The sequence below is a fragment of the Dokdonella koreensis DS-123 genome, assembly GCF_001632775.1.
Classification (GTDB): Bacteria; Pseudomonadota; Gammaproteobacteria; order Xanthomonadales; family Rhodanobacteraceae; genus Dokdonella; species Dokdonella koreensis.
On sequence record NZ_CP015249.1, the window covers coordinates 4120235 to 4141937 of the forward strand.

A 21703-nucleotide genomic window follows, 5' to 3' on the forward strand; every position below is an offset into this window, starting at 1 on the left:
GTTGGAACCGTGCCCGCGCGATGGCCGGCATCGCGCAACCGGCGGCCACATGGCCGCCATCGCGGTGCACCACCAGCGCGCCCGCAGCCGCACTGACGCAGCGCGTCGCCGGCCGGCGGCCCGCATCCACCCCCGCTGCCACGGTTCGTTGCGTCGCCCGTCCGCGCGCAGCAACCGGCGCCGGTGCCCTGCGATCGACGCAGGCGTGCGCCGGAACCTGCACATCCCGCGTTCAGATCGGACGTTCAGGCCTTTCAAAGCAGTCGCTAAGCCAACCGACATGAGCCCCAGGCGGGCGGCGGGCATCAAGCCAGTCGCTGCGCCGCGATCCGTCGCGCATCCATGCCCCGCGACGCGGGACGGGTCCGGCGCAGCGCCTGCTCTTTCTCCACGCCTGGGATTTCGCATGAACGATTCGAACTGGAACACACGTGCCGGCCGAAGGCACGGATGGCTGCCGAGGTGCCTGCTGGCCGCGCTGGCCGCCCTCGGCGGAGGACCGGCCCTCACGGCCGCTGCCACCATCGACCCGCAGCTGGCCGAAACGCTCGGCCGGGATGAGCCGACCGACTTCTTCGTCGTCCTGGCCGAGCCGGCCGGCCTGGCTTCGGCCGACCAGCGCCAGGGCAAGGCGGCCAAGGGACGTTTCGTGCTCGACACGCTCCGGCAGCACGCCGACGCGACACAGCGCACCGTGCGGGCCGAGCTCGATGCCGACGGCATCGGCTACCGATCGTTCTACATCGCCAATGCGATCTACGTGGCGCAGGGCGACCGCCCGCTGGTCGAGCGACTGGCCGCCCGGCCGGACGTGGCGGCGATCGTGCCGAACCGCAGCATCCGGCTCGACCCGCCGGAGCCCGGCGACGACGAACCGGCTGCAACCTCGCAGGCGATCGAATCGAGCCTGCGCTTCATCCGGGCCGACCAGGCCTGGGCGCTGGGCGTCGAAGGCGACGGTCTCGTGATCGGCGGCAGCGACACCGGCCTGCAGTGGGACCATCCGGCGATCATCAACCAGTATCGCGGCTGGGACGGTATCCGCGCGGATCACAATCATCACTGGTGGGATGCGACCGGCCAGTATCCGGCCGCACCCGGCGATGGTCACGGTCACGGCACCCATACCACCGGCACCCTGGTCGGCGACGACCGCGGCATCCATCGCATCGGCGTTGCGCCGCGGGCCCGCACGATCCACTGCAAGAACATGACCGACGCAGGCCAGGGCAACGACCTCAGCTTCCTGACCTGCTTCGAGTTCATGCTGGCACCGTGGAACCTGGCCGGCGACGATCCGCGGCCGGAGCTGGCGCCGGACGTCGTCAACAACTCCTGGGGTTACATCGGCGGCAACCGTCCGGTGTTCCGCCAGGCCGTCACCGCGCTACGGGCGGCCGGCATCCTGGTCGAGGTCTCGGCCGGCAACGAAGGACCCGGCTGCCGCACGCTGGGCTCGCCCGGTGACTATCCGGACGTGCTCACCACCGGCTCGGTCGGCCTGGGCGCCGGCATACCGGGCCTGCTGACGGCTCGCAGCAGCCGCGGCCCCTCGACCCTGCAGCCCGGTGCGTACAAGCCCGGCATCATGGCGCCCGGCGAAGCAATCCGCTCGGCGGTCCCGGGCGACACCTATGCGCGCTGGAGCGGCACCAGCATGGCCGGCCCGCACGTCAGCGCGACGGTCGGCCTGATGTGGCAGGCGAACCCGGCGTTGCGCGGCGACGTCGCCCTGACCGAACAGCTGATCTACGCCACCGCCGTGCCGCTGACCGGCCAGACCGGTTCCAACTGCGGCGGCGACTATACCGACGGGCCGAACAACGACTGGGGTCACGGCACGCTCGACGCGCTGGCCGCGGTACAGGCCGCCATCGCCCTCGGAGGCGCCACCGGCACCCTGCAGGGCACGGTCGCCGACGCCGGTTCGGGCATGCCGCTCGCCGACGCGTCGGTCACGGTCGGCCCCTTCGTCGTGCGCACCGACGCGGCCGGGGCCTACCGGCTGACGCCCGTCGCCGGCGTGTACGCGGCCACCGCCGCACGCACCGGCTACGCGCCGCAGACCGTCACCGGCACGGCGGTGACCGCCGACGGCACGACCACGCTCGACTTCGTCCTCGATGGCGCGCAGCTGGTGGCCAGCCCGGCATCGATCGAACAGACCGTCGCACCGGGCACCGTGTTCACGCGGCGTCTCACGCTGACCAACCCGGGTCCCGCACCGGCCGAGTTCGCGATCCGCATCGACGGCCACGGCGCCGCGCCGCTACGTGGCGTGTCGATCCCGCGCTTCACCGGCACGCTCGCCCCGTCCGGCGAGGCGCCGTCGGCCGGCGCGCCGCTGCCCGGCACCCGCCCCGCGGCCGCAGCCACCGAGGCGGTGTACGCCTGGCCGCTGACCGGCGCGCGCGCCTTCGCGCTGAACGTCTATCCGCAGCAACGGCTGGTGCAGATCCCCGACGTCGACCGGCCCGATCGGTGGAACGTCGTCGCCGCCCTGAGCGGCGCGCCGTACACCGGCGATTTCCGTGGCCGCGACTTCACGCGGCTCTACACGCTCGACCACTACGACAACGTGCTGCGCACCGTCGATGTCGCCACGGGCGCGCACGCCGCCATCGGTGTGGCCACGCCGCTCGGCAACTGGACCGGCCTTTCCAGCACGCCGGACGGCCGGCTCTACGCGGTGGCTACCGGCATGGGGCCGAACGGCACCGAGTCCACGCTGTACACGATCGACCCGGCCACTGCCGTGCCGACGCGAATCGGCAGCACGCGGGCCGCGCCGCTGATCATCGACATCGCGTTCGCGCCCGACGGCACGCTCTATGCGATCGACATCGTCACCGACAGCCTCTACACGCTGGACCCCACGACCGCCGAGGCGACCCGCATCGGTTCGCTCGGCATCGACGCGAACTACGCCCAGAGCATCGCCTTCCACCATGCGAGCGGCCTGCTGTTCTGGGCGGCCTACGGCAATGGCGGCCAGTTGCGCGTGATCGACACGGCGACCGGTGCCAGCGCACCGGTCGGCGCCTTCCCGGAGGATGTGCAGGTCGGCGTGCTGGCGTTCGAGAACGACGGCGCCGGTCCCTGGGTGAGTGCTGATCCGCATGCGGGCAGCGTTCCGGCCGGCGGCACCGTGCAGGTCGAGCTGCGGCTGGACGCGACGATCGTGGCGCCACCCGGCCCCTACACCGCGACTTTGAACCTGGTCGGCGCGTTCGCCCAGGGACCCGCGCCGGTCCCGTTGACGATGCAGATCGGCTGCGCCACCTGTGGCCACGCCGCCGGCCGCGTGACCGATGCCCGCCGGGGCTTCCCGGTGACGGGCGCGTCGGTCCGGCTGGACGACGGCCAGACCGCCTTCGAAGGCATCGGCAGCGACTACGCGATCGATCTTCCCGCCGGCACCTATACCGCCACCGTCAGTGCGCCCGGCTACTTCGCGCAGAGCCGCACGCTCACCATCCCCGACGGCGGTGCGGTTGCCGCCGACTTCGCCCTGGTGCGCCAGGAGCCCCTGCTCGCCTACAGTCCCGGCACGATCACGCAGTCGCTGGCCATCGGCGACCAGGTCCAGCTGCCGGTCACCGTCGCCAACACCGGCACGGTGCCGCTGACGTTCCGCGCCCGCGTCGGCAATGCCGAGGGGCCGCGCCGCACACCACGTACGCAACCGGTCGACACCGCCGCCTTCAGTCCACCCGCGGCGCACGGACCGGCTTCGCTGCGCAGGGATTCGAGCATGCCGGCCGTGGCGGCCGGCGGCTGGACCGCGGCGGCGCCCCTGCCAGCGGGCCTGGCACGCTACGGCCATGCGCAGTGCCCCGGCGACCCGGATCGCTACTACGTCGTCGGCGGTATCGAGAGCGGCCAGTACAGCCGTGCCGTGCGCCGCTATGACGCGGCGAGCGACACCTGGACGACACTGGCGCCGCTGCCGAGCAGCGTCGGCGGTGGCGAGGGCATCGCACTGACCTGCCACGACGGCTACCTCTACGCGGCCGGTGGCGACGGCACCGACCGCTTTCTGGTCTACGATATCACCGCCGATGCCTGGGCCGCCGGTCCGGCCCTGCCGCGCGGCCTGTGGGGCGCGGCGATCGGCGCCTACGACGGCCGCATCCATGTCGCCGGCGGCGCGCCGGGCTTCGCCTTCGGCAACGTCAGCCACGCCGTCGACGTCTTCGACATCCAGGCCGGCACCTGGAGCACCGGCACGCCGATGCCGGTCGGCACCGTCGCATCCGGCTACGCGCAGGTCGGCCGCCATCTCTATGTGGTCGGCGGCTGGGGCGTCGGCTCGCCGGCGGCCAACGTCGACCGCACGCAGCGCTACGACCTCGTGACCGGGCAATGGGAAACCGGCCCGGCGTTCACCTCCGCACGCGCCGACTTCGCGCTGGCCGCGACCGGCACCCGGCTTCATGCGATCGGCGGCGATGCCAGCGGCGGCGATCTGTACGAAGCGTCGGGCCAGGTCGAGGTGCTCGACCATGCCGCCTGGCCGATCGGCGGCTGGACGGACCTGGCGCCTCCGCTGGCGCCGCTGACCGCGCTGGGTGGCGGCTACTGCACGCAGGCGTTCACCGGCGGCGAGGTCTGGGCCGTCGGCGGCGTCGACGCCGGGCTCGGCTTCCTGGCAGCCAACCGCTACCGTCCTGCCGAGGCCTGCTTCGCCGAAACGGCCTGGATCACCGTCGAAGGCGACGAGCGGACCCTCGCGCCCGGCGCCTCGACCGTCATCGCGGTCAGCTTCGACGCGCGCGAATTCCGGCAGCCCGGAACCTACACGGCCGAGCTGCGCTTCCTGAGCAACGCGGCTGATCCGGTGGCGCCACTGCCGGTGACGCTGCAGCTGGTGTGCGCCACCTGTGGCCGGCTCGCCGGCACGGTCACCGATGCCGAAAGCGGCGGCGCAGTGACCGCCAGCGTCCGCGTGACGGCGAGCGGTGGCGTGTCCACCGGCGCGGTCGGCAGCGACTACGCGATCGACCTGCCACCGGGGCCGTATGCCGTCCAGGTCTCGGCGCCCGGCTACCTCGACGCGCGCACGGATGTCACGATCACGGGCGGTGCCACCTTGACCGCGGACTTCGCGTTGCTGCGCCAGTACGCCGACGTCAGCTATACCCCCGCAGCGATCGACGAATCCCTGCCGATCGGCGCGGCAGCGACCCGCACCGTTACCGTGACCAACGCGGGCACGGTACCTGTCGAGCTGGACCTGGCGGTCGGCAGCTTCACCGCCCCACAGCGGAATGCCGCTGCCAACGAAGCGGCAGGCCACGGCGAATGGCTCTACCGCGACGCACTGGGCACGCCGCCGCCCGACGGCGATCCGGCCGCACGCCTGTATCCCGGCGCCTACCGCTGGACGCCGGACCAGCCGCTGACCGGTGCGCCACGCGTCCTGGTCTATGCCGACGATATCGTCCATCGCGCACCGGCCACCTACCTCGATCGCGCGCTGCAGGCCCTCGGCTGGGGCTACACCGCCCACTACGACGGCGACTTCGCCGGCTTCGTCTCGGCACTGGCCGGCGGCGGCTGGGACCTGGTGCTGGTCGGGCACGAAACGATGCCGATCAGCCCCGGTGCCGTCTCCGCACTCCATGCGCATGTGCGCGCCGGCGGCAAGCTGGTCATGCACTCCAACGGCATCGATGCCTCACCGCTGTGGCCGCGCCTCGGCGTCGCCAGCTTCACGACCGTCTACAACCCGCCGGCACCGATCCACTGGTGGGAACCGGCGCACGGCGTCTTCACCCGGCCGCAGACCGTGCCCGCACTGCTGGCACCCGCCAGCGGCATCTATGCGATCAACGGCTACCGCTTCACCGCGGCCCCCGGCGCGATCGCGATCGCCGGCTACACACCCGCCGGGCCCGCGGCCGGCGAAGCGGCCCTGCTGATCGGCAACGACGGCCGCACTGTGCTGAAGGGCTTCAACGACGGCAGCCACAGCGCCGACCTCGATGGCGACGGCGTGCCCGATGCCGTCGAGTTGTGGATCAACCTGATCGCCAACAGCGAGAACGGCTATGGCGGCGGCTGGGCCTCGGTCGCGCCGGCACGGCTGACGGTACCCGCCGGCGGCAGCGCGAGCTTCGCGGTGCGCCTGGATACCGCCGATCTCACCGACACCGGCACCTATACCGCGGCCGTGCGGATCACCAGCAACCTCGATGTGCCGCTGCCGGCGTTGCCACTGACGCTGGACCTGCGCTGCGCCGGCTGCACCGGCGGTACCGCCGACCTCGGCATCGGCGGCATGGCCCTGCCCAGCCGCGCCGCCATCGGCGGCCGCGTCCACCTGCTGGCCACGGTCGGCAACTTCGGCCCCGACGCGGCCGAAGAGGTCGCGGTCACGGTCACGCTGCCGCCGGAACTGGTCTTCCTTTCCGGCCGCTGGATCGACGGCGTGCCGCGGGGCAGCGGTGACTGGACGTGCGCGCCGCAGGGTGGCGAGGTCCGCTGCGCGCTCATCGGCGCGACGTTGCCGGTGAACGCGTTCGCGGCGATGCTCGAGATCGACGCCGGCATCGGCACCGACGCAGGGCCGGGCCCGGTCGAGGCGGTCTTGAAGGTGCAGGCCGCACAGGACGACCCGAATGCCGCCAACGACCGGGCGACGCTGCGCCTGATGCTGGACTACGCGGCGGACGAGCGGGTGTTCGCGGATGGGTTCGAGGGTGCGGGCGGCCCCTGAAGCCGGCGACGCCCACGAACGGGGCGCTTCCGAAGCGGTGCGCCACGCACCCTGGTGTTTCGACGAAGCCGGCGGCAAGGATGCCGCCGGCACGGAACGAATGCCTGGTCATGCGTGATCGCGACGCGCGAACGCACTGAGACCAAGCCATGCGATCCCGCAACGAGTCATCACACGCAAAAAAGCCGCACGCGCACTATGGCGCGAGGTGCTCATGAACGGCACGAGCGTTCTCAGCGATGAAATTGACCGCGCGCGAGCAGCGATGAGAGGGGACCGCCATCTCCGGCCGGCTGGCCCGCCGACACCGCGCGATGCCCCAGGGTTTCAGCGTTTCTCATCTTGGTGCCTCCCGGCTATTCTGACACCCCGTTCCGGCCACCCTTCTCCGGTGCCACCATGAAACCTGCCATCAGCTTCCAACTCCTGTTCCTGGCGCTCGCAACCACTGCGCCCTCTGCACAGGACCTCGCGCATTTCTTAGAGGTCGGTCACCGGATCGACACTTTCAACGCCGCCGGTGCGGGACGGCTTGCTCTGGCTGACGTGGACGGAGACGGCATCACGGATGTCGTGTTCTCCGCTCTGCAGGGCAACCCGCTTCTGCTCGTCGCCGGCGTGGACACGAATGGGGCGATCGGTTTGAAGCAGGACCTTGTCGTCCCTTATGACGGCGTGGATACGCCCAGCGCAAGTGGCTTTGCACGCGTATTGGCCTGGTCCGAAGATGGCGCACCGCGAATCGTCACGGTCGGTCAGAACGGCACTGTTCGCATCTATGGTCAGTGGCCGATGGTCGAAGTGCGCCGCTTCGATACTCAGGCAGGCATTCTGGCTGCGGCTATCGGCGACATCGATGTCGACGGCAATGACGAATTGGTCGTTCTGAATGCAGCTGGGATACGAATCTATACGGTCGGTGCGGGCACACTGATTCACGAGATCGCTACCGCCGACAACAACGACTTGGCCCTGGCGCAACTTGACGCCGATCCCGCACTCGAGATCATTGTCGGCGGCCTTTACTCAGGCGCGGTCCTGGATGGAGCGACATTCGCGACGGATTGGCAGTCTCCGACCGCATTCGGACACCGCATTGCGGTGATGCCGCCGGGAGCGAGCGGCGCGCAGGTCTGGGCAACGGCTCCGTTCTTCGAGTTCACCGGGTTCGACGTCTATGGGGCGATGCCCTGGGGCCCTGTTTGGCGACAGGTGTTATCGGAGCCGATCTCCTCGATGGCCATGGCAGTGGACGAGGTGGAGGGTTCGGACGTGATTCTGACCGGAGGCAGCGCATCGACGGTCATCGCATTCGACCTGGCGACACAAACGGAGCGCTTCCGCATCTCGAATGGGGCACCCATCTCCGCATTGGCAGCCACCGACATCGATGGTGACGGGCAGACCGAGATCATTTTCTCTGCCATCAACCACTACTCCACAGCGCCGGCGCTGGCCGTTGCGGATATCGCCACAGGCACGACAAGGTGGCAGTTCATCCCGAACGGAAGGCGCTATACGGCTGCGGCCGTAGGTGACGCCGATGGTGACGGGCGTGAGGACGTTCTGGTCGCCGGTCCCGATAGCACCCGTCCCGGCAGCATCGCGAAGCTCGATTTCGTGACCGGCACCGAGGGCTGGCTTTCACCGGCCGATGCCGGCACCTTGGAGGATCCATTCCGCATCATCACACGCACCATCGCCCTGGCCCGCAGGGCGAACGACGCACGTCCCAGGATCGTGCTGGCGGGTGCTCGCAACGAGTTTCACGTAGGCGACATCGGGCGAATCGTGGTACTCGACCCTTCCGATATGTCCCCTACGCTGCAGGTCGGAGGAACGCCTGCAGACGTGTTCGGACCGATTCGAGCGGCAACGACGTACGATTGGGCCCAGGACGGCAACGACGCCTTGCTGGTCGCCGAGGGCATACGCAATTGGAGCCCGAACTGGCCGAGGCTTCGCGTGCTGTCCGCGAGTGACGGCAATCCGCTTTGGACGTCAGAAGGGTTCGGCGGGCCCTATGCCCTCGTCAAGAGCGTTTTCGTGCTGCCGGGTACCTCGCACGCCGAGGACACTTTCGTCGTGGCTACCGATGGAGGCCTGTACGGCTTCGGCCGGTCGGCGAGCAGCGTTTCATGGGAGCTGGCCATGCCCAACGACGGTGCGGCCTACGTGGCCGATGGCGTCGGTGGGCCAGAAATCCTCGTCTTCACGCAAACGGGCCAAATGCGCTTTCTCGATGCCTCGACTCGTACCACGTTGCGCAGCTTCACGTTCGATGCATCCTTTCATGCGGTTCAGGCGCTCGCGGGCGACGCAGGAAGCGTGCTGGCGGCCGCTGATGACACGCTGATGCTGATCGACGGCCGTACCGGCACGCTGAGGACACGAAGCGCAGGGCTGGGGGCGTTCGACGCAAATACGCAGGTTGGTGCCGCCTATCAAGGAGGCGGTGCGTGGCACATTGCCGCGACGACCGAGGTGACGACGTATCGGTACCGGCTGGTGTTGACCGACGCCATTTTCAGCGGCAACTTCGAGGCCGCTCCCTGAGCCCCGCCCGGACGACGAGTCTGCACGATCGCGGGCGGAATGAGGCCGACGCGATCCATATCCTGGCGAAGCGCCATCGATTCGCCCACGTAGGCCGACGCGCACATGATCGGCTCCACTGACCTCGGCTCGTTCCAAATTCGGTGCCATGCCCGGGTTCTGCACGAGATGGGCTATCGCAAATGCAGGCGCTTCGGCTGCCCTGTGCTCTCATACGAAGCAGCACGTACATACAGTGCCCCGCTTCGACCGAAGCCAGCTCCGCGGGGCACGACCCGTACTTCGGAAATGACCGCGCCGCGATCCGGTTGGCGCGAGACTATGCGCCGGGCGAACGGCTGTTCGCGGATGGTTCGACGGCGTGGCAAGCGAGGTGCCGGACCCCGGAGAAAATGCACTGGTTGGGTGGAATCACCATTGACTCCCTCGAACGATATCCCATAGTGCGCGGATGTCCGCCCCCGTCTACCGCTTTGGCGCATTCCGACTCGACCCCGTGCGCCGTGAGCTGTGGCGCGAGGACGTGCTCGTCGACCTCGCGCCGCGCGTGTTCGCCTGCCTGTGCTACCTGGTCGAGCAGCGCGAGCGCGCGGTATCGCGCGCGGAGCTGATCGCGGCGGCCTGGCGCCGCGACAACGTGTCGGAGACGCAGCTGTTCCAGCTGGTGCTGCGCGCACGCCGGGCGGTCGGCGACGATGCCGAGCAGCAGCGCTGTATCCGTACGATCGTCGGCTTCGGCTATCGCTGGGTGGCGCCGACACAGGTAGCGGACTCGTCGGCCGCGGACGCGCCCCCGGCAACCACGGTGCCGGAGCCGGCCCCGACGGCCACGTCCACACCCGCGTCCGCCGCCGGTCACGCAGCCGGCATGCCGACGAAGGTCGGGGCCGTCCCGGCGCGCTTCGGCCGCGCCATGCGGCTCGCCGCGATTGCGATCGCGGTAGCCCTGGCAGCGGGCATCCTCTGGTATGCCACCCGGACACCGGTCGCGCCGGTCACTTCCGCCGGCACACCGGCCCAAACCGCGCCGGCGCAGCGATGGGCGGTGCTGCCGTTCGCGGTCGAGCCCGTCGAAGGCCTGGCCTGGGTCCGGCTCGGCGGCATGGATCTGCTGGCCGACCGCCTCGGCCGCGCCGGCCTGGCGGTGCAGCCCGCGGAAGGCACGCTCGGCCTGCTGGCCTCCGCCGGCGCCGATGCGGCGGCCCAGGACGCACGTCTGCGCAGCGAGGGCATCGACGCCGTCGTCTCCGGTGTGGCCGTGCGACAGGGGACGGCGTGGACGGTGACGCTGACGGCGGCGCTGGCGAGCGTGCCGCCGCTGCGGACCGGCGCGACCGACACGGACCTGATGACGGCCCTGCAGCAGGCCAGCGACCGGTTGCTGACGGCGCTGGGGCGTGCGCTGCCCGATCGCGGCCTGGACGGCGTTCTCGTCGGCCTGCTGCAGCAGGCCCGCACGGCACTGCTCGAAGACGATGCGCCGCGCGCCCGCGCGCTGCTGGATGCGGCACCGCCGTCGCTGCGGGACGATCCGGAAGCCGGCCTGCTGTCGGCACGCGTGGAGGCCCGGCTCGGCCACTTCGAGGCCGCCATCGACCAGGCCTCGGCACTGCTCGATGCGGCCTCCGGCGCCGACGATCCCTACCTGCGCATGCGCATCCTGATCACGCGTGGCGCCGCGCGCATCCCGCTGGACCAGGCTGGCGAGGCCCGCGCGGACTTCGACGCCGCCCTGGCCGTGCCGGGTGCCGCCACCTTTCCGCACACGCTCGGCGAGGCTTATCTGGGCCGTGGCATCACCGCGTCGATGCGTGGCGATGCCGGCGGCGGCGCGGCGGACCTGGGCCGGGCGCGCGTCCTGCTCGACCAGAGCGGCGATGCGCTCGGCGTCGCCCGCGTGGACCTGAGCTGGGCGGTCCTGGATGCCGGCCGTGGCGCGTTTGCCGAAGCGGGGCCGCGCTTCGAGCGCGCGGCCCGGTCGTTCGAGGCCTTCGGCGCGCGGCGGCCGTTGCGCAGCGCACTGATCGGCTTGCAGGACATCCAGCTCGACCTGCTGGACATCCGCGCGGCCCTGGCCACCAACGAACGCGCCTGGACCGCCTCCGCGCCCGGCAACGACCCGCTGCTCAGGCGCGTGCTGACGTTGCAGCGCGCGCGCAGCCTGTTCGCGGTGGGGCGCCTGCGCGAGACGCGCGAACTGCTCGACGCACTCGCGACCGGCACCCAGGACTACCTGGCGCTGTCACGCGACGCCGAGCGCCTGCGCCTGCTGGAGGTCGAGCTGGCCCTCGCCGAGGCGCGCAGCGACGACGCGCGCCGCGATGCGGCCGAGCTGCCGACCGGGCCGCTGCCCGGCGGCGGCGACGACGTGCTGCGCGCCCGCGCGGCACTGGTGCGCGAGCGGACACTGCACGAGGACGGCCCGCCGACGCCGACGCCGGCCACGGCCGGCGACGATGCCGGCACGCGCCATGCCGGTCCGTATCGGCGCCTGGCCGAGGCCGAGCGCGCCGCCCGCCGGGGCCAGGGCGACGCAGCCGATGCGGCCTACCGGCAGGCGCTGGCGCAGGCCGACGCGATCGGCCTGCCGGTGACGATCGCCGAGGTCGTCGCGTCCTACGTCCCGTTCCTGCTCGCTGCCGGCCGCACCAGCGAGGCCGCCGAGCTGGCCGGCCGGGTCGGCACCTGGGCCGAGGAGGACTACGGCAGCGCCGTGGTCCGGCTGCGCGTGGCGCACGCGCTGGGCGCGGTGCCGGCCTGGCAGGCGGCGCTCGATGCCGCCCGCCGCGTCGCCGGCGAACGCCGCCTGCCGGCCGGGCTGACAGCAGCGCCGGCCGCTTTACGTCCTTGATCGGAAAGGCCCCTTCCACGGCGCGAAGACGTTCGTAAGGCGGTCGTAAGGCCGCTGGAATGGACCGGCGCGAACGGCGGTCATCACAGTGTGCGCGGTACCGGCGAACCCTGCCGTCTCCACGTCCGCCCCGCCGGCCTTCCCTCGTGAGCGCATGACGATCCCATGAAACGACGATCCGCAGTTCCCCTATCGAGCACGGCCCTGATCGCGCTGGCGATCACCGCAGCGCCGGCCCTCGGCGCCCCGACGACCCGTTCCGGCGCGCCCGGCAGCACCAGCGCACCCCGGCCAGCCGCCACCGATCCGGTCTTCGCCGACGCGTTCGACCGCCGCGGCAGCGACGTGACCGTCTACACCGATCGGGCGGCGTTCCTCGCCGCGGTCGGCCCCGACCGTATCGAGAAGGACTTCGACGAGCTCGTCCCGGGCCATAGCCCGCCGCTGCACTACACCGACGCGGGGTTCAATCTCTACGTGTTCACGCCGGTCGGCACCCATCACGGCCTCTACAACGGCCCGGGCTTCGTCTCGATCGACCAGGTGGACGAGCCGATCATGATCTGGACCACGCTCGACGACCGGCCGATCACCGCGATCGGCGGCAACGTCTGGCCGTCGGACTTCTCGCTGCGGCCGACCGACGGCACGATCGGCATCGACGTGATCCTGCAGGACGGCACGCTCGGCGCTACCGCGATCATCGACGGTGCCGACCCGGACACGTTCCGCGGCTTCGTCAGCACCGGCGTGCCGATCGCCTACCTGCTGATCGAGGCGCCGGACCTCACCGACCCGCCCGCCGGCACCACGCCGGACCGCTGGCCGACGCTCGACAACCTGGTCTTCGGGAGCGCGCAATGAACGCCCGCCCTGTCTGCTGCCCCACCGCAGTCCACGCAGCCCCGGAGGGCTCCCGCATGCGCCGATCCCTGGCCGCCGCAATGCTCCTGGCGGCGCTCGCCGCCGCGCCGGCCTGGGCCGACATCGCCGTTACCGCCACCGCCGAACCGACCACCTACGCGCGTGGCCGCACCAACAGCTACGTGATCGACCTGCGCGTGATCTCCGAGGCCTTCGGCGGTGCCGACGCGACCTACTTCAGCGTGCCCGAGGGCGTCACGCTCTCGGCCGTGCGCGAGCGCAACACCTTCACCTGGTGCAGCGACGTGGACGTCCTGGTGCTCGGCATGGGCACGCGCGAAGGCGGCTGGTACCAGCGCGGCTATCCGGACCCGGCCGGCTGCGGCAGCCTGTCCGGCTCACCGGCACCGGGCGAACTGCAGGTGGTGATCGTCGACGTCGACGTGCCGGCCGACTATGTCGGCGACCTGCCGCTGACCGTCCACCTGCTCGGCGACGGCACCGGCGGCGGGCCGAACGAGGCGAGCGTCACCCTCAATTTCGCCGACGACGCGACGGCCGCGCTGCGCTGGCATTTCGACGACCTCGCCGCACCGGCGCTGCCCGGCGGCTGGGCCACCGCGGCGACCGGTGCCGGCGTGCCGTGGGTCACGCAGGCGGCGCTGGTCGACACCGCGCCCAACGCTGTCCATGCGCCGGCCCCGGCGGCGCGCGGCGAGTCGGCGCTGACCACGGCGCCGATCGCGGTGCCGGCCGACGGCGGCGAGATCCAGTTCCGCCAGCGCCTGGCGACCGATGCGGGCGCCGACGGCGGCGTGCTGGAGATCGCCATCGACGGCGGCGCGTTCCAGGACATCCTCGCCGCCGGCGGGCAGTTCACCACCGGCGGCTACGACGGCGTGCTCGCCACGCCGGCCGCCTGCGCCGGCAACGCCAACCCGTTGGCCGGGCGGTCGGCCTGGAGCGGCGCGCACGGCCGCTTCGGGGCGGTCGCGGCAGTCCTGCCACCGGCGGCGGCTGGCCGCAGCGTGCAACTGCGCTGGCGCCTCGGCACCGATTGCGCCGGCACGCCCGAGGCACCGAACGGCTGGTGGATCGACGACATCCGCCTGGCGCCGACGGTCCCGCAGGCGGCGCTGCCGACACGCCTGGCCGTGACGGTCAGTGCCGGCACGCAGCGCACCGAGCCGCTCGCGATCGGCAATGCCGGCGGCGGCCTGCTCGACTACGCGGTGGCGGCCGCCACCGCCGACTGCGCGGCACCCGGCACGCCGGCCTGGCTGCAGGTGGACGAGGCCGCCGGCCAGGTCGCCGGTGGCGCGCGTGCCGCGGCCACGCTGACGATCGACAGCGGCGGCCTGGCCCCCGGCGACCACGACGCCCTGCTGTGCGTGACCGGCAGCGATACCGGCACGGTACGGTCGATCCCGCTGCACCTGACGGTGACGGCCGAGGCCTGCGTCGCCGCCGACCGCGTGTTCGCGAACGGTTTCGACGACAGCGGCGACGGCCTCTGCGGCGGCGCGCTGCGCACGTACGACGATGCCGACGCCTTCCTGGCCGAGGTCGCGCCCGGCGCGCACCGCAATGCCTTCACCGGCCTGCGCAGCGGCTACGTCCACGGCCCGCTGGCGTTCGGCGACGGCGGCTTCACCTATACCGTCATCGGCGCGCCGGCGGGTTTCTTCGGCAACCTGTTCCTGTTCGCCGGTGCCGGCATGCTCGCGCCGATGGGTCCCGGCGAGGACAGTTCGCTGACGATCACCTTCACCGGCGCGCCGGTGACCGCGCTCGGCGGCAACTTCTGGGGCCAGTCGTTCTTCGTCTCGGCCAGCATCGAGGAGAACCTGCAGCTGCCCACGCCGATCGTGTTGACGCTGGACGACGGCACCGTCGAGACGTTCACCGCGACCAGCCAGCGCGACTTCCGCGGCTTCGTCGCGACGCGGCCGATCCGCAGCCTGACCGTCACCGCGCCGGTGCCGCTGCCCGACGGCGACCACGCCTGGGGCGTGTTCGACAACCTGGTCGTCGGCCGCACCCGCTGAGGCGCAACCCGTCCTGGGCGCGCGGCGCAGGCCGCGCGCTCAGGTATGCCCCAGCCGCGGGTCGTCGTAGTAGTCGTTGACCTGGTTCGGATTCGCGCAGCCGCCGGTCGAGCCGAGCATGCGTTCGCCCTCGACGCGCTGGAACGCCGGGTCCTCGTTGTAGACGTTGCGGTAGATCGCGATCACGGTCAGCGGATCGGTCGCGAACGAGGCGGTCTCGCCGTCGTACTCGGCCGCATCGCGCGCCGCGGTGTCGGCCGCGTCCTGGCCGTGATGGACCACCGTATTGGTCGTGTTGGCGAACCGCAGGTTGCGGTCGCCGTCGTAGATCGCGGTTTCGAGGACCAGCCCCTGCGGACCGACCGCATGCATCGTCAGCTTGGCACCGCCGTCCAGCAGTACCGAACGCCGGGAGCCGTCCCATTCGGGCTCGCCGCCCCAGTCCTTGATGTGCTTGCCGTTGAGGTTTTCGTGCGGGTCGCCCCAGTGCTCAACCGTGTTGAAGCCGAACGGATCGGTCACCGTGATCGTGTGGTGGTCGATCTTGATCGTGTAGCCGGCGCGCGTCACATACGCCATCGGCGAGCCGGCGCCGCCCGGCTGCGCCAGCGTGCCGCGCTCGAACGCGTCGCGGAACAGCGACCGCGGACACTCGGTAGCGGCCATCAGCGGCACGCCGCCGAGTGGGATCCCCAGCGTCCAGCGTTCCGGCACCGCGGGCTGCGCGGCTGTCGCGGCGGTGCCGCTGCCGCAGAGGGTCGCGACCAGCAGCGCCAGCGCGACACCCTGGCGCCGGCCGGACCGAACCGGCCGGCGGCGGGTCGTGCCGGGGTAGCGGGTGGAAGCGAACGAGCACGCCATCATCATCGGACCGGTCCTCATACGGGGCGCGCCGCGCTCGGCGCCGTCGGTCTCTCTGCGCAGAACGGCGGCCGATCGGCTCAGGCCGGCGCGAGGCGTCCCGGATGTCGATGCGAACGGGGCGGCTCGGGAGCCGCCGGCGTCCTGCGCGGCCGGGCGCTCAACCGATGCAGTGCGCGAGGAAGGCCTGCAGCGCCTCGGACAGGCGCTTCTTCTCGTGGTGGACGAACGAGAACGGCCGGCTCAGCCGCGGCAACGTCGTCGGCAACACCACCAGCCGGCCCAGATCCAGCAGATCGCGCACGACGCTGCGCGAGAGGCAGCTGACGCCCAGCCCTTCGGCGACCGCGTACTTGATCGCCTCGGAGCTGCCCAGCGTCATGTCGGCCGGCAGGTGGTCGAGGTGCGGCAGCAGCGCCTGTTCGACCGCCTCGCGCGTGCCGGAGCCCGGTTCGCGCAGCAGCCAGCGCACCTCGCGCAGGCGACGCAGCGGCAGGCGCCCCTGCGCCGCGCTGCGCGCCAGCGGATGGGTCGGTGCCGCGACCACCACCAGCTCGTCCTGGCGCCACGGGATCACCGTCACCGCGTCGGCACGGCAGGGCCCTTCGATGAAGCCCAGGTCCACCTCGAACGCGGTCACGGCGTTGACCACCTCCAGCGTATTGCCCACGCGCAGGCCCAGCCGCGCCTCGGGCCACTGCGCCCGAAAGCCGGCGAGCAGGCCCGGCAGCACGTAGTTGCCGATCGTGGTGCTGGCCGCCAGGCGCAGGTCGGGCCGGCCGGCCCCGCCGAACGCGGCCTCGATGTCGCGCGCATCGTCCAGCAGCGCCACCGCCGCCGGCAGCAGAGCCCGGCCGCGATCGTTCAGCAGCAGGCGGCGGCCGATGCGATCGAACAGCCGCGCATCGAGCGCGCGCTCCAGCTCGGCCAGCGCGACGCTGGTCGCCGACTGCGACAGCGCCACGCGGTCCGCCGCCGCCACGGTGCTGCCGGTCTCGGCCACCGCACGGAAGATCTGCAATTGACGCAAGGTCAGCCGCATACCGCCATCTATCGATAAAGTACATAGATTCTATTAGAAGAATCCGTTTTATGGATATGAGGCAAGCTGCCAGAGTGCGCGCCCGCTACGTCCAACCGCTCGCGCACCCATGTCCTCCGTCGTTCCCGCCCTCCCCGCCCGCCACCCCTGGCTGGCGCGCCTGCCCGGGCTTGCCCTCGCCGCCGCGATCGCCGCGGCCGCCACCCTCGCCGCCGGCCATCCCTGGCTGCAGGGTCACGGCATCGGCGCGCTGACGCTGGCCATCGTCATCGGCATGGCGGTGGGCAACCTTGCCCCGGCGCGCTGGCTGGGCGCCTCCGCATCCGGGCTGGCGTATGCCAAGCAGACGCTCCTGCGCCTGGGCATCGTGCTGTACGGCCTGCGCATCAGCTTCCACGACGTGGCGGCCATCGGCGTCGCCGGCGTGCTGATCGACGCACTGGCGCTGGCCAGCACGTTCGCGCTGGCCTGGCGGCTGGGGCCACGCCTGTTCGGCCTGGACCCGACGACGTCGATGCTGGTCGGCGCCGGCGGCGCGATCTGCGGCGCCGCCGCGGTGATGGCGACCGCACCCGTCGCGCGCGCACGCGACGAGCAGGTCGCCGTCGCAGTCGCCACGGTGGTGGTGTTCGGCACGGTGGCGATGTTCCTGTATCCGCTGCTGTACACACTGGCCGGCTCGCTAGGCGCCGATGTCTCGCCGCTGCACTACGGCGTGTATGCCGGCTCCACCGTGCACGAGGTGGCCCAGGTGGTCGTCGCCGGCCGCGCAGTCGGCGAGCAGGCCGCCGACGTCGCCGTGGTCACCAAGATGGTCCGCGTGATGATGCTGGCGCCGTTCCTGCTGCTGCTCTCCGCCTGGCTTGCGCGCAAGGCCCCGGAGCCGGCCGCCGGCGCCAGCCCCGCCCGGCTGCACGTGCCGTGGTTCGCGCTCGGCTTCATCGCCGTCGCCGGCATCCATTCGCTCGGCGTGCTGCCCGGGCGCGCGGTCTCGATCGGCGTCGAACTCGACGCGATCATCCTGGCCACCGCAATGGCCGCCCTCGGCGCCAGCACGCGCATAGCCGCGATCCGCCGTGCCGGCCTGCGTCCACTGGCGCTGGCCGGCACGCTGTTCGCGTGGCTGATCGTCGGCGGGCTGGCGATCAATGCGGCGGTGTGGGGGCTGCTGGGCTGAGCGAAGACCCCGTACCGGTTCCACACGGTTGCCCGCCGGATCCAACGCAGACCTGCTCGTTGGATGAGGCGTCGCCGGGAAGGTCGTAGATCGATCCGCTCTTGCGTCACCTTCAATCTGGCACCGACGGCAAGGCCGCTGCCCGGGCAACACATCCCGTAGCCCGCCACGTCGAACGGGATGCCTGGTGTCGCGCCGCCGCCCGAACTCGATCGCGTGCTCCGCGGCTGCGAACGCGCAGGCGCGCAAGCGACGCCGCTGCTCCACCCCGCTGGGCTCGTGCTGCAGGGCAATCGGCCGCCGCCACACGTCAACGTCCTGGTCCGCCCCGTCTTCAAAGGCGGGCATCGACCTTGCAGGGGCGTCATGATCGACCGTCGCTCTCCACCACCGCACCTGGCTACCGCTCCGGCCAATACCACGCCGGCGCATCCAACATCCCCTGACCCACGATCCCGGTCTGGCTGAACTGCTTCTCCAGATGGATGCTGTTGCAATCGGCTTGCGCCTCCAGGGCCGCGATCAAGCGCGAGGCATGCGACACCACCCAGACCTGCGTGCTGCGCGCCCCATGCGCGATCAGCCGTGCCAGCGCCGGCAGCAGGTCCGGATGCAGGCTGGTCTCGGGTTCGTTGAGCACCATCAGTGGCGGCGGGCGCGGCGTGTGCAAGGCGGCGATCCACAACAGATAGCGCAGCGTGCCGTCGGACAATTCCGCCGCCGACAACGGCCGCAGCAATCCGTGCTGGGAGAACTCCAGCGCGAAGCGGTCGCCGTCACCGACCACCGCCACGCGCGTTCCGGGAAAGGCATCGTCGACCGCCGCCGCCAGCGCACGCGCATCGCCGATCTCGACGATGGTCTGCCACGCCGCGGCCAGATCACGGCCGTCGTGGCTGAGCACCGGCGTGCGCGTGCCCAGCTGCGGCTGGCGCGCCGGCGCTTGCAGGTCGCTACGGAAATGATCGTAGAACCGCCAACCGCGGATGGTCTCGCGCAGGCTCAACACTTCCGGCGCGGCCTGCGGGTCGGCGAGCTGGGCGAACACGCTCTCGAACAGGCTCACGTGCTCGGCCGCCACCCGCCAGCCGCGGCCCGCACGCACCCGCGCCATCGGTCCGCGCCGGTCCAACAGCACGTTCGACTGGCGCAGGAACGGCCCGCTCCAGATCACCTCGCGCTTGATCTGCGGATCGTGGGCGAAACGCGACAGGCTCGGCTCGGGCAGGCCCAGGTCGATCGCGTAGCCGTAGTCGTCACCTGCGAAACCCAGTCGCAACGACACCGGCGCGGTGCGCGGACCGCCCTGGATCGGCACTTCGCCGCGGCGCATGCGCGCACTGATCGTCTCCGGCCCGGCCCACAGCGTCGACTGAAGCCCGCCTTCACGTGCGAGCGCCGGCACCACCCCGCCCTGCGCGGTTTCGGACAACAGCCTCAGCGCGCGGTACAGGTTCGACTTGCCACTGCCATTGGCGCCGGTGACGACGTTCAAGCGCCCCATCGGCAGCACCAGGTCGCGCAGGGATCGGTAGTTGGCGACGGCGAGCGTAGTGAGCATTGGCGATGAACCACGAGATGGGCGGGCCAGCCTGCGCGGCGCGCGTCTCACCGGTTGCGCCGCGACGCCGGCCTGGCACGATGACAACGATTCGAGACGCGGCCCGGCAAGCGGACAGGGCGCACCGCGGCCCCCTTCAGCCGCGGTTGTACCCGCACCCACCGCGTGCGTCTACGCTCGCCTAGGTGCAAATCAGAGGAGCGTCGAGTTTTCCCGGGCGACAAGACGACGCTACCCCCGAGCGCGCTCCCCTGTTCTCGATTCCCCGCCCTTCAGACCTTCGCCTGCTTCCACCGCCCGCGCGTGAACAGCCACAGCGTGAACAGGCCGACCGAGGTCTCGGACACGAACACGCCCCAGAACACGCCCAGCTCCTTCCAGCCGAAGTGGATCGCCAGCAGGTAGCACAGCGGAATCTGGATCAGCCAGAAGAACACCACATTGATCTTGGTCGGCGTGATCGTGTCGCCGGCGCCGTTGAACGCCTGCACCGTCACCATCCACCAGCCGTAGACCCATAGCGCGTACGACAGGATGCGCAGCCATTCCGCGCCGACCTTGACCACCTCCGGGTCGCTGCTGAAGAACGCGACCAGCGGCTGCGGGAACGCGAAGAACAGCACCGACACGCCGATCAGGTAGGCCATGTTGTACCAGCCGATGCGCCACACCGACGCCTCGGCACGATCGGCGTGGCCGGCGCCCAGGTTCTGTCCCACCAGGGTCGCGGCCGCATTGGACATGCCCCAGGCCGGCATCATCGTGAACATCATGAGGCGGATCGCGATGGTCGCGCCGGCCACTGCCGTGCTGCCGATCTCGGCGAGGATGCGCATCAGGAAGATCCACGCCGTCATCGCCACGATCATCTGGCCGATGCCGCCGAGCGAGGTGCGCACGATGTTCCACAACGCTGCACCGCGCCAGACCAGCTGCGCGAGGCTCACGCGGATGTGCTTGCCGCTGTGGAACAGCATCCAGAGCTGGTACAGCACGCCGCAGCCACGACCGATGGTGGTAGCGATCGCTGCGCCTTCGATGCCCAGCGCCGGCACCGGGCCGAAGCCGAAGATCAACAGCGGGCACAGCAGGATGTTGAGGCCGTTGGACAGCCACAGCACCCGCATCGCGATCGCCGCGTCGCCGGCACCGCGGAAGATCGCGTTGATCACGAACAGCAGCACGATCACCGCGTTGCTGCCGAGCATCCATTGCGTGTAGCGGTAGCCGTGCTCGATCGCCCAGGCGTCGGCGCCCATCAGCCGCAGCAGGTCCTGCGCGTAGAAGATGCCGACCAGCGCCGGCAGCACCGACACCAGCAGGGCGACGAAGATCGCCTGCACCGCCGTGATCGCCGCCTCCTCGCGCTTGCCCTCGCCGATGCGCCGCGCCACCACCGCGGTCACCGCCATCGCCAGGCCCATCGCCACCGCATAGAGCAGGAACAGGTAGCTCTCGGTCAGGCCGACCGTGGCGACGGCCGAGGGGCCGAGCTTGGAGACGAAGAAGATGTCGACCACCGCGAAGGTCGACTCCAGCACCAGCTCCAGCACCATCGGCACGGCCAGCAGGAACACCGCGCGGCGCAGCGGGATGCGGGTGTAGTCGGCGTCGGTACCGCGGACCGCGTCGCGCAGTTCGCGCCACAGCGAGTGCGGCGGGTGGGCGGCGGTGGCGGAACCGGATGCCGGTGTTTCAGGGGTCATTGCTTGCTCCTGGGCTTCGGGCGCCCCGACGCAGGGTACGGCGCCGGGCGGAAAATCGGGGGTGACGCCGCCACGACGTTCGGCAGGGCGCGGAATCGACAGGGCACAGGAGCAGGGTCACGCTTTCGACGGTACCGGCGCCAAACATTCGCCGCGGAGCACTCCGCGTTGCCGCCCGCTCCCAGATCGCCTCGGACGGCTAAGCTGGTCGCGGGCGGCCGACAAGGCAGCGCGACAGATACCAGCCCAGCCTCAGCTCTGTCCAGAACACGCTCCGTCCGAAGAGGGTTGTCACTTGACACATTTCGATGATTAG

The 21703-nt window shown here is 71.1% G+C and carries 10 protein-coding genes; 6 read left to right on the top strand and 4 right to left on the bottom strand.

Annotation, left to right across the window (positions count from 1 at the left end; all coding sequences use genetic code 11):
• Positions 1-406 precede the first annotated feature (406 nt).
• The 5 genes from I596_RS16800 to I596_RS16820 all read left to right on the top strand — a co-directional run bounded on the left by I596_RS16800 (position 407) and on the right by I596_RS16820 (position 15040).
• Complete coding sequence (locus I596_RS16800; protein WP_067650604.1) at positions 407-6721, top strand: S8 family serine peptidase; 6315 nt, start codon at positions 407-409, stop codon at positions 6719-6721.
• 399 nt (positions 6722-7120) lie between these two features.
• Positions 7121-9277, top strand: coding sequence for an outer membrane protein assembly factor BamB family protein (locus tag I596_RS16805; RefSeq protein WP_067650607.1), 2157 nt, complete (start codon positions 7121-7123; stop codon positions 9275-9277).
• Positions 9278-9773: 496 nt separating this feature from the next.
• A complete protein-coding gene (locus I596_RS16810; protein ID WP_067650610.1) occupies positions 9774-12128 on the top strand; it encodes a winged helix-turn-helix domain-containing protein in 2355 nt (784 codons plus the stop codon).
• Between the two features lie 165 nt (positions 12129-12293).
• On the top strand, positions 12294-12992 hold the full coding sequence (locus I596_RS16815) for a hypothetical protein (protein WP_067650613.1): 699 nt from the start codon (positions 12294-12296) through the stop codon (positions 12990-12992).
• Between the two features lie 56 nt (positions 12993-13048).
• A complete protein-coding gene (locus tag I596_RS16820; RefSeq protein ID WP_150132230.1) occupies positions 13049-15040 on the top strand; it encodes a hypothetical protein in 1992 nt (663 codons plus the stop codon).
• 39 nt (positions 15041-15079) lie between these two features.
• On the opposite strand, the gene I596_RS18835 is transcribed toward I596_RS16820, so the two are convergent.
• Positions 15080-15907, bottom strand: a complete 828-nt coding sequence (locus tag I596_RS18835; protein WP_067650620.1) for a hypothetical protein — start codon at positions 15905-15907, stop codon at positions 15080-15082.
• A gap of 154 nt (positions 15908-16061) precedes the next feature.
• Positions 16062-16943 carry a LysR family transcriptional regulator gene (locus I596_RS16830; RefSeq protein ID WP_067650623.1) on the bottom strand — a complete coding sequence of 294 codons (882 nt, stop codon included), beginning with the start codon at positions 16941-16943 and terminating at the stop codon, positions 16062-16064.
• A gap of 109 nt (positions 16944-17052) precedes the next feature.
• Here I596_RS16830 and I596_RS16835 point away from each other — a divergent pair, with 109 nt between their 5' ends.
• Entirely contained in the window at positions 17053-18120 is a 1068-nt protein-coding gene (locus I596_RS16835) for a YeiH family protein (RefSeq protein WP_067650625.1), read from the top strand.
• Positions 18121-18520: 400 nt separating this feature from the next.
• Here the strand turns inward: I596_RS16835 and I596_RS16840 are convergent, their stop codons facing one another.
• Positions 18521-19681, bottom strand: a complete 1161-nt coding sequence (locus tag I596_RS16840) for an AAA family ATPase (RefSeq protein ID WP_067650627.1) — start codon at positions 19679-19681, stop codon at positions 18521-18523.
• Between the two features lie 272 nt (positions 19682-19953).
• Positions 19954-21387: an MATE family efflux transporter gene (locus I596_RS16845; RefSeq protein ID WP_067650629.1), complete on the bottom strand. Its 1434-nt coding sequence runs from the start codon at positions 21385-21387 to the stop codon at positions 19954-19956.
• Positions 21388-21703: the final 316 nt, after the last annotated feature.